Consider the following 16,873-nt stretch of genomic DNA (forward strand, 5'->3'; position numbering starts at 1 on the left):
GATTGATAACAAAAGAGGTGCCAGGAATGAACAAAACGCTAATCGCCGCAGCTGTGGCAGGGATAGTTTTACTCGCTTCAAATGCTCAGGCACAAACCGTACCGGAAGGCTATCAGTTGCAGCAAGTGCTCATGATGAGCCGCCATAACTTACGTGCGCCGCTGGCGAACAATGGCAGTGTGCTGGAGCAGTCGACGCCGAATAAATGGCCAGAATGGGACGTTCCCGGTGGGCAGCTCACCACTAAAGGGGGAGTACTCGAAGTGTATATGGGCCATTACATGCGTGAATGGCTGGCAGAGCAGGGGATGGTGAAATCGGGTGAATGCCCGCCGCCGGACACCGTTTATGCCTATGCCAATAGTCTGCAACGCACCGTCGCGACCGCGCAGTTCTTTATTACCGGCGCATTCCCCGGGTGTGATATTCCTGTTCATCACCAGGAAAAAATGGGCACCATGGACCCAACCTTTAACCCGGTGATCACCGATGATTCCGCCGCATTCAGTGAACAGGCGGTGGCGGCAATGGAGAAAGAGCTCGGCAAACTCCAGCTTACCGACAGCTACAAGCTACTGGAAAAAATCGTTAACTATAAAGATTCTCCTGCCTGTAAAGAGAAGCAACAGTGTTCGCTTGTAGATGGCAAAAACACCTTTAGCGCGAAGTATCAACAAGAACCGGGCGTTTCCGGGCCGCTGAAAGTCGGCAACTCGCTGGTAGATGCGTTTACTTTGCAATACTACGAAGGTTTCCCGATGGATCAGGTGGCGTGGGGAGAAATCAAATCTGACCAACAGTGGAAAGTGTTGTCGAAGCTGAAAAACGGTTACCAGGATAGCCTGTTTACCTCACCGGAAGTGGCGCGCAATGTTGCGAAACCACTGGTCAGTTATATCGACAAAGCGCTGGTGACAGATCGCGCCAGTGCACCGAAAATCACGGTGCTGGTGGGGCACGACTCAAACATTGCCTCTCTGTTAACGGCACTGGATTTCAAACCGTATCAGTTGCATGACCAGAACGAACGCACGCCGATTGGCGGTAAAATCGTTTTCCAGCGTTGGCATGACAGCAAAGCTAATCGCGATTTGATGAAAATTGAATATGTGTACCAGAGTGCGGAACAGTTGCGTAATGCTGATGCGTTAACGTTGCAGGCTCCGGCTCAGCGCGTGACGCTGGAATTAACCGGCTGCCCGATAGACGCTGATGGTTTCTGCCCAATGGATAAGTTTGATAGCGTGTTGAATGAAGCGGTGAAATAAACCCGGCTATTGACATTTTGTAGTCATAAAATTGGGAAGATCACATGCAGATCTTCCCAATTAAACTGGAACATATTCACCAGAAATATATTGAGGGAGCAGAATATTACGCAGCGCCACATCTCGTATAATTTTTACCATAGAACGCATGGTTTACCCCAGACACAGTGGTAAACTTCAGACGCGTAAATCAAAGGATGGCTGACAAAATGAAGTATACATGGAAGGGAGAAAATGAAAGAACGCACTGGCAATTGTGTGAAAAATTAAATGCCCCATTTATATGCCTTAGCATAATTAATAAAAAATACGCTAATCTTTTTTATGATGTGACAAATTATTGCGTTGATCTTGAAAACATCTCAAATGAAATACTGGAAATATACTCGGCTTATGCACGCGTATTCATACTGCCTGAACATTTTATCAATGAAATTGCTGCGCAATATTACGTTATGAATGTCATTGTGCGACGTGAACATGCAGAATTCATTGCCGAAATTTTATATGATTATTTGTTTAAAAAATTACGATAACAGAGGTGGGTAATGAAGCGGTATTATCACGATGCGTTTTTATTAGGTTTATACGCATTGCTTACCCAAATACATTTGTCGGTGGCTCGCGGCATTAGCGCGCAGTCTGAACTCCGGTGCTGGTTGCGTCAGAAAGGGACGCTTGGCCTGATAGAACAAATATTGTGCTCAGCGCGGTCAAAGCGCCATAAGCAGAAGATCCCATTAATCAAATCTCTGTATTATAATCTGCGTGGGAAAAACTATCTTACTGAAAGTGAATGGATTTTATTAATTAAACACCTGCAGTTTATGCGTGACTTTATTGTTCATGGTGAAGTAAATGAGGATGCTTTGATAAATGCCCGGCTTGAAATTTGCTATTTTTTGCTAAAAATTTGGCACAGACTGAACGTCAATTATCTTGCTCAGCGATTAGCAAATCATGTCGAGCATTTTAATGAAAGTGAGTATCATGCCCACTTCAGCGTGCGCCAGATAACGTCCGTTATAACGGACTGGGCAGTTTTAAAAGATAATGAGATATTTTGATGAACCTCGCCCGTGGGTATTGATGAATAAAAATAATCTATTGGAAAATGTCCTGGTGTTCAGGGCGTGTCCAGGGATGTTTATCCTGTAAGAGAATTACGAAAATATCACATCCTTCATCGCCGGGATGGATTTTTCAGCCGGAGGTATCTTATCTTCCGGGTTTAACCAATGGCTATATAGGAAATACCCTGTACAATCAAATTCATGCTGGATATCGCTTATTACCCATATTTATAATCAATAACAAGCTTACCGCAATGATATCGATTTTTATTTGATAACGTGATTGAATATCTCATAGTAAAAACAGGGTATGAGACGTTGGTCAATGAATAATCGAAAACTCCCCCGTTCACTACGGGGGAGGTTCAGGATTAAACGTTTTTACGTTCGATGGTCTGTTCGCCCCAAAAAAGCGAATCTTTATCGGTTTTAGCAAAGGCTTTAACTAACACTTCATCGCTACCTTCTTCCCAAATCTTTTCCGCCATTTTTTCGTCGTACCCGGCGACTTCGAAAATGGCCTCGGCTATTTCCGGCGACGTATTGCGCAGAGATGCCCATTCACCGACGTGATGAGCTTTCGCTTCTTGAGTTGGCATGCGTATCCTCCTGTTGAAGATTAGCCGTTAAGTTTAACTGCCAGACCTGCGACATATTCCCCTTGATAACGAGCAATAGACAGTTCTTCCTGGCTGGGCTGGCGTGAACCGTCACCGCCTGCGATGGTGGTTGCGCCGTACGGCGTACCGCCGCGAACCTGTGAAACGTCAAATAATTCCTGCGCTGCGTAGCCAATGGGGACAATCACCATGCCGTGATGCGCAAGGGTCGTCCAGGTGGATGTGATGGTTTGTTCCTGACCGCCGCCAGTACCGGTGGAACTAAAGACGCTCGCCAGTTTGCCGTACAGTGCGCCGGAAGCCCACAGGCCGCCCGTCTGGTCGAGGAAGGTACGCATTTGACCGGACATGTTGCCAAAGCGGGTAGGTGTACCAAAAATAATGGCGTCGTAATCGGCCAGTTCTTGCGGGGTTGCAACCGGTGCAGTTTGCGTTTTACCGCCTGCTTTTTCGAATAATTGCGGCGGCATGGTTTCCGGTACACGCTTAACGACAACTTCTGCGCCATCCACTTTGCTTGCGCCTTCAGCGACTGCGCGCGCCATCGTTTCAATATGTCCGTACATGGAATAATAAAGCACCAGAACTTTAGCCATTTCTAACTACTCCTCGTGTTATCTCTATTCCGTAGCGATTCGCTACCACTTATTTAAAGATAAGACGTCCTTTTCAGAGTGCAAATTTCACAACCACTTATTTGATTTATAACAACTTTCACAAGCACGTAATTTTGTCGCAAAATGACACATTTTTATCTCATCGCGTTTTTTTAATCATAAGAGCGGCTTATAGATAATTATTGGAGATGATATCTATTCTCGCTAAGAAGCTGTTGCAGGATATTACCAAACGCGGGTCTGCCCGCGTCAGTTCACTAAGCTTAGTCCCACGTAGCGAAAATATGGCAGCCGCCATACGCCGCGTTAATTCTATGCAATATGATGTCTATACCCAGACGGAGGTCAGTAATGGCAAACCATCGAGGCGGTTCCGGCAATTTTGCAGAAGACCGCGAAAGAGCATCAGAAGCAGGTAAAAAAGGTGGACAGCACAGCGGGGGTAATTTCAAAAATGACCCGCAGCGCGCATCAGAAGCAGGTAAAAAAGGTGGCAAGAGCAGTCACGGTAAAAGCGACAACTAGCCGGGCTAATCAATGACGCATGCATTTTTGTCTGTAGCTCGTCAAAAAGCCATCACCGCTGGTTACCCCGGCGGTTGATACAGATGACAAATGTAAGCTTGCCTGATGCGCGATGCTTATCAGGCCTACCAGAAGATTGCAATATATTGAATTTGCACTGTTTTGTAGGCCGGATAAGGCGTTCACGCCGCATCCGGCATGAACAATGCGCACGTTGTCAACAATCTGCACCGCCGGTAATCCCGGCGGTTTTCTGTTTATGGTTCCTGATGAACAACTTCTGGCGGAGGAACGTCAACCAACCTTCTGCTCAACAACGCATTGAGTAAAATCGCGCCAAAGGTTGCTGTACCGATCCCTCCCAACGTAAAACCGCCCAGCGTGAGAGCAAAATCACCCGCGCCCAGCACTAAGGTTACTGCGACCATAATCAAATTACCGTTCTGGCTTAAATCGACACGGTTTTGTACCCAGATCCGTGCGCCTGCGACGGCAATCAGCCCGAACACAACAATTGAAGCACCACCAATCACCGGTTCAGGAATGGTATGGATCAGCGCGCCAAATTTCGGCGAAAAGCCCAACAGCAAGGCGATGACGGCAGCAGCAACAAACACCAGCGTCGAGTAGACTTTGGTCACGGCCATCACACCGATATTTTCAGCATAGGTGGTTACGCCGCTACCGCCGACAGAGCCGGAAAGCATCGTTGCCAGCCCATCGCCCACGAATGCCCGCCCCATATACGGGTCCATATTGCGTCCGGTCATCCCGGCGACCGCCTTGAGATGACCTAAGTTTTCCGCCACCAGAATCACCGCCACGGGCGCAATCAGCAGCATTGCCTGACCATTAAAAGCAGGAGTGGAAAAATGTGGCAGACCGAACCAGGTAGCATGGCTGACGAGAGTAAAATCGACGGCTTTTCCCAGCCCTAAAACGTTGGTCATCACGCCATACAGCAGACAGGCGACAATTAATCCTACGAGAATCAATAATCGCTGGATCATGCCACGGGTAAACACCGCCACCAGCCCAATACACAGCACCGTCATTACCGCCATCCAGCTATCAAAGGCCGAAGCCGATACACTTTTCACTGCGATAGGCGCTAAGTTCAGGCCAATCGCCATCACCACCGCACCCGTCACAACCGGCGGCATTAGTCGTTCAATCCAGCGCGTACCGATTTTCATCACCACCAGGCCAATGACGGTATAAACCAGCCCACAGGCGATAATCCCGCCCAGCGCGATGCTGATATTCGGATTAATTCCCTGACCATTAAAGCCCGTCGCGGCGATCACCACGCCGACAAAAGCCGCGCTGGAACCGAGATAACTGGGGACGCGTCCGCCGGTAATAAAGAAAAACAGTAACGTGCCGATCCCCGACATTAAAATGGAAAGGTTGGGATCCAGCCCCATCAGAATCGGCATTAACACCGTCGCGCCAAACATCGCCACCGCGTGTTGAACGCCCATTATTGCCGTCTGAGCAAACGGCAATCGTTCATCCGGCGCGACCACGCCGCTCTCTATAGAGGTCGATTTTAACTGCCAGTGAGGAAAACCGAACATTGCCATCAGCTGTCTCCTTAAGGAGGTTAACAAGCAGGGCGCATCAGCGCGTGATAACTGCGATCAAACCACACCAGCCCGTAGGGGGTGGCGTGACGATGAATCGCTTCGATGGCGCAAAACAGAATGTCGTGGGTGCCGACGCTCACCACCTGGCTGATACGGCAGTCAAACGAAACCAGTGCTTCTTCCAGTTGCGGGCATCCGGTCACACCAGTCTGCCAGCGGGCGGCGGCAAAGCGGTGTTCCATGGGCGTTTTGCCGCCAAAAAGGTTTGAAAGCGGCTCCTGCCCGGCGCTAAGTGTATTTACACACAGCGTTCGATTTTCATTGAATACCGGCCAGACGGACGCCCCACGATTCAGGCACACCAGTAATGTGGGCGGCGTATCGGTCACGCTGCAGACGGCGCTGGCGGTGAACCCGGCGCGCCCGGCTGGACCGTCCGTGGTGATGATATTGACCGCCGCGCCCATGCAGGACATCGCATCGCGAAAAGTTTGTTGATCGACAATGTTCATAGTTTGCTCCTTACAACAGCCCGCAGGCTTCTTCAAAGGACAGACGTGGCAGGCGCGCATAAAGCTTGCTGCTATCGTCATAGCCGATATTAATCAGCAGATTGCTCTTCAGCGTGCTGCCCGTAAAAAAGGCGTCGTCCACGTGTTGACGGTCAAAGCCGGACATCGGGCCGGTATCCAGCCCCAGCGCCCGGCAGGCGACGATCAGATAGGCCGCCTGCATGGAACTGTTGCGAAACGCTGTTTCTTCGGCAAGTTGTGGGCTGGAGGTAAACCAACTGCGGGCATCGCCGTGAGGAAACAGCTGTGGTAACCGTTCATAAAATTCACTGTCCCAGGCGACGATCGCGGTGACGGGCGCGGTCAGGGTTTTTTGCAGATTGCCGCTGGAAAGCGCCGGGCGCAGACGTTCTTTTCCTTCTGCAGTGCGGATAAACACGATCCGTGCCGGAGAACAGTTAGCTGATGTCGGCCCCCATTTCATCAGGGCATAAATCTCCCGTAATGTCTCATCGCTGACGGGTGTCTCCCGCCAGCCGTTGTGAGTGCGGGCATCGGTGAACAGGGTGCTAAGCGCACCAGGGCTAACGGCTTCGTTCATAGCAATTCCTTACAGGGCGGCTTCACGGTGATGTAACAGGCTGGCAAGCCCGTTGAGTAACAGAGCATTAAACGTTTCGGGATCAGTCACGTTGCAGGCGTGTCCGCCATAGCGCATCACCATTTTCTGGCTATCGGGCAGGGCGGCATGAAGTTCACTGGAACATGCTGATGGCACGAGCAGATCATCACTGGCGCAGATGATTTGCACCGGGCAGCGGATGCGATCCGTATGGCGACTAAAGTCAGCACGTTTGAGGGCGTTAAGTCGACGCAGTAAATTGTTTTTGCCCTGAAAATGCGCCAGTGCCAGCGCGTCCTCCGCTTCAAGGCGAGGGGCGCGGGCCGCCATCCAGTCGGCGGGGTAGAGGAACAACGGCTGCGCTTCCACCCATGCCTGCGCGCCGCCGCTATGCAGTAATCGTTCGCGAACCTGAAAACAGCGGCGGGTATGGGCGTTTATTCGTAGCCAGCCGTTAACGCTGACCAGTGCAGTGACCGATGCGGGATAATCTAGCGCCAGCTGCATTCCCACCAGCGCCCCGAGCGCATGGCCGATCACCGCATAACGCTCAATCCCCACACTCATCAGCGCCTGATGCAGTTCCTCTGCCATCTGCGCCAAACTGTAGTCTTCCGCCAGCGTATCTGGATTATTTCCGGTACCGCGCTGGTCGTAACAGACTACCTGATACTCCTGCTCCAGCACCGCCAGTTGCGGCAACCAGTAATTGCCGCTGCCGCCAAGACCCGAAATCAATACCACTACGGGCGCATCAGCATAAGGGGGAGGTGAGAGTGAAAGTTTCATCGCCACCTCACTTAGCGATATGCGCAATCGTGGCGATTTCCACCAGCGCGTCAGGCTTTACCAGTCCGCACTGAATGCAGAATCGCGCCGGTTTGTCACCCGGGAAAAACTCGGCGTAGATTTCGTTAATCGCGGCGTAATTTTTCCAGTCGGTAATAAAGATGCTGTTGAAGGTCACGTCCGCCATCGTGCCACCCGCCGTCTCGATAACCTTGCGGATGGTCTCCAGAACGTGGCGGGTTTGCGCCTTTGGGTCATCGGCAAACAGCACGTTATTATGTTGATCAAAAGCCAGCGTGCCGGAGACATACACCACGCCATCAGCCAGCGTGCCGGGAACGAAGGGGGCCAGCGGTGCGCTGCTGCCAGCAGGAATAATTACGGATTTCGGCATCATTAAACTCCTTAAGCGATACGGGCAAAGGACGTGGGAGAAAGCGCGTCGCAGAACGTTTCGACGTCGCTCACCCAGCCAAAAAAGGTTTCGATATTGAACAACGCGGCTTTCTGCGCAAACTCCGGCCCCGCCTGGTGGGTTGCGTCTTCCAGCACCACGCCGAAATACTCCAGAAAAAAGCCGTCGCGCAGCGTCGATTCGACGCAGACGTTGGTAGCGATACCGGTGAAAATCAGGTGGCGAATTCCGCGGCTGCGCAAAATGCTGTCCAGCGGCGTATTGAAGAAACCGCTATAGCGTGGCTTCGGCAGCACAATATCGCCAGGCTGCGGCACCAGCTCATCCACCAGTTGATAGTCCCATGAGCCTTTCGCCAGTAATTTTCCCTGCAACTGCGGCTGCTTACGCATGGTCTTCAGGGCGTTCGATTTATGAAAATTAGGTGAGCCGGGGCCGCCAGCCTCGACATACTGTTCATCCCAGCCATTTTGAAACCAGATGATCAACATCCCTGCTGCTCGCGCCGCGGTCACGGCAGTTTGGATATTGGCAATGACCGGGCGAGTGGTTGAGACATCAAACCCGGCGAGATCTAAGTAGCCGCCTGGTGTGGCATAAGCGTTTTGCATATCCACCACGATCAGCGCACTTTGCTGCGGATCGAAGGTAATGGCTTCCGGTCGAGCGGTTAAGGTCGTCATCATGCCACCTCCTGTGTAAGCGCGGGGAGATGGGCGCGGCACTGCATCAGCGGCTGAATACGCTCGCCGAAGGTTTCGATTCCCGACAGAAAATCATCGAAGGTCAACAGCACGCCTTCGGCACCAGGTACGCTTGCGACTTCATCTAACATGCGCGCGACACTGGCGTAAGAACCGACTAACGTCCCCATATTGATGTTTACCGCCGAAGTGGGATCGGCCATCTGACGGACGTTGGTGTCAGTACCGGAGCGGGTATCTTTCTGACTTTGTTCGGTTAGCCAGCTTAACGCCTCTTCATCCGCGCCCGCTTTGTAGTGTTCCCATTTTGCACGAGCGGCATCGTCGGTTTCGTCGGCAATCACCATAAACAACACATAAGAGCCAACGTCGCGCCCGGTTTGCGCTGCGGCCTGTTTCATCCGCGCAGCGGTCGGGGCGAAAGCCGTGGGTGTATTTACGCCTTTGCCGAAACAGAAGTTGAAATCGGCATACTGGGCGGAGAACGCCATGCCAGCGTCGCTTTGCCCGGCACAGATCACTTTCATGGGTACGCTCGGTTGTGGATTGACGCGGCAATCGTTCATGGTGAAAAAATCGCCTTTAAAATCGCTTTTCCCCGTTCCCCACAGGTCGCGCAGCACCTGGACATATTCGGTGAGATAGTCATAACGACGGGAAAAATAGTCATCGCCAGGCCAGATGCCCATCTGCTCATACTCGGGTTTTTGCCAGCCAGTCACCAGGTTTACGCCAAAACGCCCGCCAGAGATGGAGTCAATGGTTGCGGCCATACGGGCGACGATTGCCGGAGGTAACGTTAAGGTGGCAGCTGTCGCGTATATCTGAATGCGCGAGGTCACGGCTGCCAGCCCCGCCATCAAGGTGAACGACTCAAGGTTGTGATCCCAGAACTCAGTTTTGCCGCCAAAGCCACGCAGTTTGATCATCGACAGGGCGAAATCGAAATGGTAGTGCTCCGCTTTTTGCACAATGGCTTTATTCAGTTCAAAGGTCGGCATGTACTGCGGCGCGTGGGTCGAAATGAGCCAGCCGTTGTTGCCAATAGGTACGAATACGCCAATTTTCATCATCAACCTCTCTTCGTCTCGTAAAGTGAAAGTCAGACGGGGCGCTGCATCCTGCATATCCTTTTCAGCCGCGTAATGGCTTGTTTGCAAAGCGGATGCCAGTTTTTAAAAAGTGAATGTTATTAATGTGTTAATGTTAAGTTGTCTAAAATGCCTGTAAAAAAGTGGACTAAACGGTCAAAACAGTTGCACATAAAACATGCATTCGTGCGCGATGAGAGTGCAGAAGGTCGAGGCCGGGCGGGGGTTTTGCTATCCTGTTGCCAATCTACAAGAGGGGAGAGCGCATGACGCAAGGCGCAGTGAAAACAACGGGTAAACGTTCGCGCGCAGTGAGCGCGAAGAAAAAAGCGATTCTTAGCGCAGCACTGGACACTTTTTCACAATTCGGTTTTCACGGCACAAGGCTGGAGCAGATCGCAGAGTTGGCAGGCGTTTCTAAAACCAATCTGCTGTATTACTTCCCGTCTAAAGAGGCGCTGTATATTGCCGTGCTGCGACAAATTCTGGATATCTGGTTGGCACCATTGAAGACGTTTCGTGAAGATTTCGCCCCACTGGCAGCGATTAAAGAGTACATCCGTCTGAAGCTGGAAGTCTCCCGCGATTATCCGCAGGCTTCGCGCCTGTTCTGTATGGAGATGCTGGCAGGCGCACCGTTATTAATGGATGAGCTAACGGGCGATTTGAAAACGTTAATTGATGAGAAATCGGCGCTGATTGCCGGTTGGGTTAAAAGCGGCAAACTCGCGCCGATTGATCCGCAGCATTTGATTTTTATGATCTGGGCTTCCACTCAACATTACGCCGATTTCGCCCCTCAGGTGGAGGCGGTGACAGGTGCCACGTTGCGCGATGAAGTGTTTTTCAATCAAACGGTTGAAAACGTGCAGCGGATTATTATTGAGGGGATTCGACCACGTTAAAGATGCCGGAGGAGGTTGTAAGATCCTCCGGCTACCTATTTAACCGATCGTCATTAAACTGGCGTTACCGCCAGCGGCAGCGGTATTCACACTCAGCGAACGCTCGATATACAGCCGTTCCAGAAGGATATTGCTTTCGCCACGGGCAAAACCCTGCACCGAAACAATTGCACCATCCCGCGCGGCAACGGCTTCACACAATGCGCGAAGCTGATCCGAATCACCGTGGAAGATCACCGCATCAAATGGTTGAGCGGTTATATTTTCCGCTTTCGCCAGTTGAATACGTTCGCTGACTGCCGATGGCAATACCTTCACTAACTGACGATGCAGCGCATCATCAGGCCACAGCACCTGGCTGCCCACTGCCAGCACGGCGGAGAGCTGAGTCAGCGCATCCTGTTCATCATCCGCAATACACAACACGCGCTCACGCGGCAGCAGCGTCCAGGTGTTGCGTTCACCCGTCGGCCCTGGCAGCAATCGTTGTGTTCCTGCCTGCGCCAGCTCGCTATATTGCGTACATAACGCCTGCAATTCTGGACGGTTTGCCGACCATTCACGCAGTGCATTCAACGGCTGGATCAATGCGGATTTCAATTGTGCATCGACCGGATACTCTGCATCCTGACGCGCCAGTGTCACCGCCAGCGCACTTTCCGGGCGATTCGCCAGCAGACGGTAGAGATAGAGCGGGCCGCCTGCTTTCGGCCCGGTGCCGGACAACCCTTCGCCGCCGAATGGTTGCACCCCAACCACTGCGCCCACCATATTACGGTTAACATACAGATTACCGACATGGGCCGAGCCAGTGACCTGGGCAATGGTTTCATCAATGCGCGTATGGACGCCAAGCGTCAGACCATAACCGGAAGCGTTAATCTGTTCGATCAGTTCCGGCAACTGGTTACGGTTGTAACGCACCACATGCAGCACCGGACCAAAGACCTCTTTTTGCAATTCGGCAAAATCATCCAGTTCGATCAGCGTCGGGGCGACAAAGGTGCCACTTTGCCATTCGCGGGCATCTTCACTGTTTTCCCGCACCGCCTGGAACACCGGACGGCCTTTGCTACGCATGGTCTGAATATGGCGCTCAATATTGGTCTTCGCTTCGCCATCAATCACCGGACCGATATCGGTGGTCAGGCGATCCGGATTACCCATCCGGCATTCGGCCATTGCACCGCGCAGCATTTTTAACGTGTGGTCGGCAATTTCATCTTGCAGACACAGCACGCGCAGCGCCGAACAACGCTGACCTGCACTGTCGAAGGCCGAGGCCAGTACATCCACGACGACCTGTTCGGTCAGGGCGGAGGAATCGACAATCATCGCGTTCATGCCGCCGGTTTCCGCAATGAGTGGAATTGGGCGGCCCTGAGCGTCCAGGCGGCTGGCGATATTGCGTTGCAGTAACGTAGCGACTTCGGTTGAACCGGTAAACATAACCCCGCGCACGCGATCATCACCCGTCAGTTGCGCGCCTACGGTTTCACCCTGACCGGGCAACAACTGCACCACGCCTGGCGGTACACCCGCTTCCAGCAAAATGGCAATCCCTTGTGCGGCAATCAGCGGCGTTTGTTCTGCCGGTTTTGCCAGTACGCTGTTACCTGCCGCCAGTGCGGCAGCGATTTGCCCGGTGAAAATCGCCAGCGGGAAATTCCACGGGCTGATACACACCACAGGCCCTAATGGACGGTGGGTTTCGTTAGCGAAATCATCCCGCACCTGTCCCGCGTAGTAGTGGAGAAAATCGACGGCTTCACGCACTTCGGCAATGGCGTTACTGAAGGTTTTTCCGGCCTCACGTACCAGAATACCAATCAGTTGCTGCATCTGACTTTCCATCAGTACGGCAGCGCGATGCAAAATCGCCGCGCGTTCGGCCGGAGGCGTGGCAAACCAGATTGGCGCGTTATTAACTGCACTTTCCAGCGCCTGTTCTACTTCACGCGGCGTGGCTTCACGCACATAGCCCACAATATCTTTCGGTTCCGCCGGGTTGATAACGGGTGACATTTCACCAGCCGCGACCGGTTGTTCCAGCATTGGCAAGGCCTGCCATTTTTGCAGTGCACTGTTGAGCAGGGCAGAGGAGAGTGATGCCAGCCGGTGTTCATTGGCGAGATCCAGCCCTGCCGAGTTGTCGCGCCCGTGACCGTAAAGATCGCGCGGCAGGGGAATTTTCGGATGGGGTAATCCAGTTTGCCCTTCCTGTTGCGCCAGTTTTTCTACTGCAGTGACTGGATCGGCAACCAGTTCATCCAGTGGCAAAGAGGTATCAGCAATACGGTTAACAAACGAGGTGTTAGCACCGTTTTCCAGCAGGCGACGCACCAGATATGCCAGCAGTGTTTCATGGGTACCGACCGGAGCATAAATACGACACGGTCGGTTAAGTTTACCGTCGGCAACTTTCCCGGTGACCTGCTCATACAGTGGCTCGCCCATACCATGCAGGCACTGGAACTCGTACTGACCCGGATAGTAGTTTTGACCTGCCAGTTGATAAATCGCCGCCAGCGTGTGGGCGTTGTGCGTTGCAAACTGCGGGTAAATGAGATTTGGCACCGCCAGCAGCTTTTTCGCACAAGCGAGATAAGAAACATCGGTATACACCTTGCGGGTATAAACCGGATAACCTTCAAGGCCGTCCATTTGCGCACGTTTGATTTCACTATCCCAGTACGCGCCTTTCACCAGGCGAATCATCAGACGACGGCGGCTGCGGGTGGCGAGATCAATCAGGTAATCGATCACCAGCGGGCAGCGTTTTTGATAAGCCTGAATAACAAAACCGATGCCGTTCCAGCCTGCCAGTTCAGGCTCGAAACAAAGCTTTTCCAACAGATCGAGGGAGATCTCCAGACGATCGGCCTCTTCGGCATCAATGTTAATACCAATATCGTACTGACGCGCCAGCAAGGTTAATGATTTCAGACGTGGGTAAAGCTCTTCCATTACCCGATCGTACTGGGCGCGGCTGTAGCGCGGATGCAGCGCCGACAGCTTGATTGAAATGCCCGGACCTTCATAAATGCCGCGACCATTGGAGGCTTTACCAATGGCGTGAATCGCCTGCTGATAGGAAACCATATATGCCTGCGCGTCCGCTGCGGTCAGTGCGGCTTCGCCAAGCATATCGTAGGAGTAACGGAAACCTTTCTCTTCCAGCTTGCGGGCATTGGCTAACGCTTCCGCGATGGTTTCACCAGTGACGAACTGCTCGCCCATCAGACGCATCGCCATATCCACACCTTTGCGGATCAGCGGTTCGCCACTCTTACCGATAATGCGATTCAGCGAACGGGAGAGGCTGGCTTCGTTATGGGTAGAAACCAGTTTGCCGGTAAAGAGAAGCCCCCAGGTGGCGGCATTAACAAACAGCGACGGGCTACGACCAATATGTGACTGCCAGTTACCGTTGCTGATTTTGTCGCGTATTAACGCATCACGGGTGGCTTTGTCGGGAATACGCAATAGCGCTTCCGCCAGACACATCAGCGCCACGCCTTCCTGCGATGACAGCGAAAACTCCTGCAATAATCCCTGAACCATGCCTGCGCGACCACTGGCATTTTTTTGATTACGCAGTTTATCGGCCAGTTGATACGCCAGTTTATGCGCCTGTTCAGCAACCGGCTGCGGCAGGCGAGCTTGTTCCAGCAGCATAGAAACCGCTTCGGTTTCCGGGCGGCGATAGGCGGCGGTGATAGCCGCACGGGAAACCGACTGTGGCAAAATTTGCTCGGCAAAGTCGAGGAATGGCTGGTGTGGTTCCTCTGCCGGATTCGGTACTTCATCGCTCTCATTGGCCGCGCCAGAAAGCAGCGCAGGTAGCTCCGGCAGAGTATCGCTGTTTTCCAGTTGTTCAAGATAAGAAAAAATCGCCTGCTTAATTAACCAGTGCGGTGTGCGATCGATACGTGTCGCGGCAGACTTAATGCGTTCACGCGTCGCGTCGTCCAGCTTAACCCCCATGGTGGTGGTTCCCATGCCATTACTCCTGTTGTTCTGAAAGGTGCAACTTAACGTTATCGTGAAATATCCATGATGTTGCAACTTTGTGCAACCATGTTAAATGTGACCTGCGTAGCAAGCTTAAAAATGAATGAAATGTTAATAAAAGAAATCGATATGACAGGGATTAAAAAATAACTCAGACTTTTTCTCTGCGGCAGTTAACATTTTTGAAAGGTGCAACCGCAAAAAATGTGAGGGAGTGCAACCTGATGAAAAATAGTATCGCTGAGCACTAAAATTTAATGTAAATGGTGTGTTAAATCGATTGTGAATAACCAGCGCTTCCGGCAGGATACGGTCGCCCTGGGAAAACATAAACTCTGTTACCCCGTTCCGGTGGCAGATATAACGGCAAGTTTCGACATTGCCGATAATAATTTTTTGGAGACTTTAGATGGCTATTAGCACACCGATGTTGGTGACATTCTGTGTCTATATTTTTGGCATGATATTGATTGGGTTTATCGCCTGGCGATCAACCAAAAACTTCGACGACTATATTCTTGGCGGTCGCAGCCTTGGGCCATTCGTGACGGCATTATCGGCAGGTGCGTCGGATATGAGCGGCTGGCTGTTAATGGGATTACCGGGTGCAGTCTTTCTTTCCGGGATTTCCGAAAGCTGGATCGCCATTGGCCTGACATTAGGCGCGTGGATTAACTGGAAGCTGGTGGCCGGGCGGTTGCGTGTGCATACCGAATACAATAATAACGCCTTAACATTGCCGGATTATTTTACCGGGCGTTTTGAAGATAAAAGCCGTATTTTGCGCATTATCTCCGCGCTGGTAATTTTGCTGTTCTTCACCATTTATTGTGCTTCGGGCATTGTGGCTGGCGCGCGTCTGTTTGAAAGCACCTTCGGCATGAGCTACGAAACGGCTCTTTGGGCGGGAGCTGCGGCGACGATCCTTTACACCTTTATTGGTGGTTTCCTTGCGGTGAGCTGGACTGACACTGTACAGGCCAGCCTGATGATTTTTGCCCTGATCCTGACGCCGGTTATCGTGATCATTAGCGTCGGTGGGTTTGGCGACTCGCTGGAAGTGATCAAACAAAAGAGCATTGAAAACGTGGATATGCTCAAAGGGTTGAATTTTGTCGCCATTATCTCGCTGATGGGCTGGGGGCTGGGTTACTTCGGTCAGCCGCATATTCTGGCGCGTTTTATGGCGGCGGATTCTCACTATAGCATTGTCCATGCGCGTCGTATCAGCATGACCTGGATGATCCTCTGTCTGGCAGGCGCGGTGGCGGTCGGTTTCTTCGGCATTGCATACTTTAACAATAATCCAGCGGTTGCCGGTGCGGTAAATCAGAACTCTGAGCGCGTGTTTATCGAACTGGCACAAATATTGTTTAACCCGTGGATTGCCGGGATTCTGTTGTCGGCGATTCTGGCGGCGGTGATGTCGACGTTAAGTTGCCAGCTGCTGGTGTGCTCCAGTGCGATTACCGAAGATCTGTACAAAGCATTTCTGCGTAAACATGCCAGCCAGAAAGAACTGGTGTGGGTAGGGCGTGTGATGGTGTTGGTGGTGGCGCTGGTGGCAATTGCGCTGGCGGCGAATCCTGAAAACCGTGTGCTGGGCTTAGTAAGCTACGCGTGGGCAGGCTTCGGTGCGGCGTTTGGTCCGGTGGTGCTGTTCTCAGTGATGTGGTCACGCATGACGCGTAACGGTGCACTGGCGGGGATGATCATTGGCGCGCTGACGGTTATTGTCTGGAAACAGTTCGGCTGGCTGGGTCTGTACGAAATTATTCCGGGCTTTATCTTCGGTAGCATTGGGATTGTGGTGTTTAGTTTACTGGGTAAAGCACCGTCAGCGGCGATGCAAAAACGCTTTGCTGACGCCGATGCGCACTATCATTCAGCGCCGCCGTCACGGTTGCAGGAAGGGTAAGGGAAGGCGTTTTACCGAAAATTCCACGCCATAATCAGAAGCAGGCAGAGGGCAATCAGTGATTGCCCTCTGCATTTTCTCTCAAAAAAAATTTACATTTCCTCATCATTATCACTACATTCCGCTTGTGTTTTTCTTCACCGTAATGATAATCGCTATCACTGCGATTTACTTTTCTTTGCATAGATTGACTCAGAAAAACGTTTAAGGG

General features: G+C 52.0%; 16 protein-coding genes. 6 read left to right on the plus strand and 10 right to left on the minus strand.

Translation table 11 applies throughout. The features are described from left to right. Positions 1-26: 26 nt before the first annotated feature. From agp to QUF14_RS06235, 3 genes are all read left to right on the plus strand, one after another. On the plus strand, positions 27-1,268 hold the full coding sequence (agp, locus tag QUF14_RS06225; RefSeq protein ID WP_286333486.1) for a bifunctional glucose-1-phosphatase/inositol phosphatase: 1,242 nt from the start codon (positions 27-29) through the stop codon (positions 1,266-1,268). 197 nt (positions 1,269-1,465) lie between these two features. Continuing rightward, positions 1,466-1,804 (plus strand): hypothetical protein, encoded by a 339-nt coding sequence (locus QUF14_RS06230; RefSeq protein ID WP_001354896.1) that lies wholly within the window; start codon positions 1,466-1,468, stop codon positions 1,802-1,804. 12 nt (positions 1,805-1,816) lie between these two features. Next, a complete protein-coding gene (locus QUF14_RS06235; protein ID WP_000833426.1) occupies positions 1,817-2,335 on the plus strand; it encodes a hypothetical protein in 519 nt (172 codons plus the stop codon). A gap of 377 nt (positions 2,336-2,712) precedes the next feature. On the opposite strand, the gene QUF14_RS06240 is transcribed toward QUF14_RS06235, so the two are convergent. Then, a complete protein-coding gene (locus QUF14_RS06240) occupies positions 2,713-2,940 on the minus strand; it encodes a YccJ family protein (protein WP_001143120.1) in 228 nt (75 codons plus the stop codon). Positions 2,941-2,960: 20 nt separating this feature from the next. After that, complete coding sequence (gene wrbA / locus QUF14_RS06245; protein ID WP_001151437.1) at positions 2,961-3,557, minus strand: NAD(P)H:quinone oxidoreductase; 597 nt, start codon at positions 3,555-3,557, stop codon at positions 2,961-2,963. A gap of 372 nt (positions 3,558-3,929) precedes the next feature. On the opposite strand from wrbA, the gene QUF14_RS06250 reads away from it, so the two are divergent. Beyond that, on the plus strand, positions 3,930-4,103 hold the full coding sequence (locus QUF14_RS06250) for a con-10 family general stress protein (RefSeq protein ID WP_001273658.1): 174 nt from the start codon (positions 3,930-3,932) through the stop codon (positions 4,101-4,103). 257 nt (positions 4,104-4,360) lie between these two features. On the opposite strand, the gene rutG is transcribed toward QUF14_RS06250, so the two are convergent. Genes rutG through rutA form a run of 7 tightly spaced genes read right to left on the minus strand, consistent with a single transcriptional unit; the run spans position 4,361 to position 9,804 of the window. Beyond that, positions 4,361-5,689, minus strand: a complete 1,329-nt coding sequence (gene rutG / locus QUF14_RS06260; protein WP_001240608.1) for a pyrimidine utilization transport protein G — start codon at positions 5,687-5,689, stop codon at positions 4,361-4,363. A gap of 20 nt (positions 5,690-5,709) precedes the next feature. Next, the gene (gene rutF / locus QUF14_RS06265) at positions 5,710-6,204 is read right to left on the minus strand and encodes an NADH-dependent FMN reductase RutF (protein ID WP_001028095.1); all 495 of its coding nucleotides are present in this window, start codon (positions 6,202-6,204) and stop codon (positions 5,710-5,712) included. Positions 6,205-6,214: 10 nt separating this feature from the next. After that, entirely contained in the window at positions 6,215-6,805 is a 591-nt protein-coding gene (locus QUF14_RS06270; RefSeq protein ID WP_100733685.1) for a malonic semialdehyde reductase, read from the minus strand. A 9-nt stretch (positions 6,806-6,814) separates the two neighbouring features. Then, on the minus strand, positions 6,815-7,615 hold the full coding sequence (gene rutD, locus QUF14_RS06275) for a pyrimidine utilization protein D (protein WP_024212188.1): 801 nt from the start codon (positions 7,613-7,615) through the stop codon (positions 6,815-6,817). 7 nt (positions 7,616-7,622) lie between these two features. Next, on the minus strand, positions 7,623-8,009 hold the full coding sequence (gene rutC / locus QUF14_RS06280) for a 3-aminoacrylate deaminase (RefSeq protein WP_001126780.1): 387 nt from the start codon (positions 8,007-8,009) through the stop codon (positions 7,623-7,625). 11 nt (positions 8,010-8,020) lie between these two features. Further along, positions 8,021-8,713 carry a peroxyureidoacrylate/ureidoacrylate amidohydrolase RutB gene (gene rutB / locus QUF14_RS06285; protein WP_024210573.1) on the minus strand — a complete coding sequence of 231 codons (693 nt, stop codon included), beginning with the start codon at positions 8,711-8,713 and terminating at the stop codon, positions 8,021-8,023. After that, on the minus strand, positions 8,713-9,804 hold the full coding sequence (gene rutA / locus QUF14_RS06290) for a pyrimidine utilization protein A (RefSeq protein WP_024212186.1): 1,092 nt from the start codon (positions 9,802-9,804) through the stop codon (positions 8,713-8,715). Before rutA ends, rutB begins: the two co-directional genes overlap by 1 nt. Positions 9,805-10,091: 287 nt before the next feature. Between rutA and rutR the strand changes: the two genes are divergently transcribed. Further along, complete coding sequence (gene rutR / locus QUF14_RS06295) at positions 10,092-10,730, plus strand: HTH-type transcriptional regulator RutR (protein WP_024212185.1); 639 nt, start codon at positions 10,092-10,094, stop codon at positions 10,728-10,730. 39 nt (positions 10,731-10,769) lie between these two features. On the opposite strand, the gene putA is transcribed toward rutR, so the two are convergent. After that, positions 10,770-14,732 carry a trifunctional transcriptional regulator/proline dehydrogenase/L-glutamate gamma-semialdehyde dehydrogenase gene (gene putA / locus QUF14_RS06300; protein WP_024212184.1) on the minus strand — a complete coding sequence of 1,321 codons (3,963 nt, stop codon included), beginning with the start codon at positions 14,730-14,732 and terminating at the stop codon, positions 10,770-10,772. A gap of 421 nt (positions 14,733-15,153) precedes the next feature. Here putA and putP point away from each other — a divergent pair, with 421 nt between their 5' ends. Continuing rightward, entirely contained in the window at positions 15,154-16,662 is a 1,509-nt protein-coding gene (gene putP / locus QUF14_RS06305) for a sodium/proline symporter PutP (protein ID WP_001018507.1), read from the plus strand. The last annotated feature ends 211 nt before the right edge of the window (positions 16,663-16,873 follow it).

The organism is Escherichia sp. HH091_1A, from assembly GCF_030295175.1.
GTDB lineage: Bacteria > Pseudomonadota > Gammaproteobacteria > Enterobacterales > Enterobacteriaceae > Escherichia > Escherichia coli_F.

Bases quoted from the DNA above. Each gene is read 5' to 3' on its own strand.
- QUF14_RS06250 (WP_001273658.1), top strand. From the start codon at position 3,930: ATGGCAAACCATCGAGGCGGTTCCGGCAATTTTGCAGAAGACCGCGAA.
- rutR (WP_024212185.1), top strand. From the start codon at position 10,092: ATGACGCAAGGCGCAGTGAAAACAACGGGTAAACGTTCGCGCGCAGTG.
- rutD (WP_024212188.1), bottom strand. From the start codon at position 7,615: ATGAAACTTTCACTCTCACCTCCCCCTTATGCTGATGCGCCCGTAGTG.
- wrbA (WP_001151437.1), bottom strand. From the start codon at position 3,557: ATGGCTAAAGTTCTGGTGCTTTATTATTCCATGTACGGACATATTGAA.
- QUF14_RS06235 (WP_000833426.1), top strand. From the start codon at position 1,817: ATGAAGCGGTATTATCACGATGCGTTTTTATTAGGTTTATACGCATTG.
- rutB (WP_024210573.1), bottom strand. From the start codon at position 8,713: ATGACGACCTTAACCGCTCGACCGGAAGCCATTACCTTCGATCCGCAG.
- rutC (WP_001126780.1), bottom strand. From the start codon at position 8,009: ATGCCGAAATCCGTAATTATTCCTGCTGGCAGCAGCGCACCGCTGGCC.
- rutA (WP_024212186.1), bottom strand. From the start codon at position 9,804: ATGAAAATTGGCGTATTCGTACCTATTGGCAACAACGGCTGGCTCATT.
- agp (WP_286333486.1), top strand. From the start codon at position 27: ATGAACAAAACGCTAATCGCCGCAGCTGTGGCAGGGATAGTTTTACTC.
- putA (WP_024212184.1), bottom strand. From the start codon at position 14,732: ATGGGAACCACCACCATGGGGGTTAAGCTGGACGACGCGACGCGTGAA.
- QUF14_RS06230 (WP_001354896.1), top strand. From the start codon at position 1,466: ATGGCTGACAAAATGAAGTATACATGGAAGGGAGAAAATGAAAGAACG.
- QUF14_RS06240 (WP_001143120.1), bottom strand. From the start codon at position 2,940: ATGCCAACTCAAGAAGCGAAAGCTCATCACGTCGGTGAATGGGCATCT.
- QUF14_RS06270 (WP_100733685.1), bottom strand. From the start codon at position 6,805: ATGAACGAAGCCGTTAGCCCTGGTGCGCTTAGCACCCTGTTCACCGAT.
- rutG (WP_001240608.1), bottom strand. From the start codon at position 5,689: ATGGCAATGTTCGGTTTTCCTCACTGGCAGTTAAAATCGACCTCTATA.
- rutF (WP_001028095.1), bottom strand. From the start codon at position 6,204: ATGAACATTGTCGATCAACAAACTTTTCGCGATGCGATGTCCTGCATG.
- putP (WP_001018507.1), top strand. From the start codon at position 15,154: ATGGCTATTAGCACACCGATGTTGGTGACATTCTGTGTCTATATTTTT.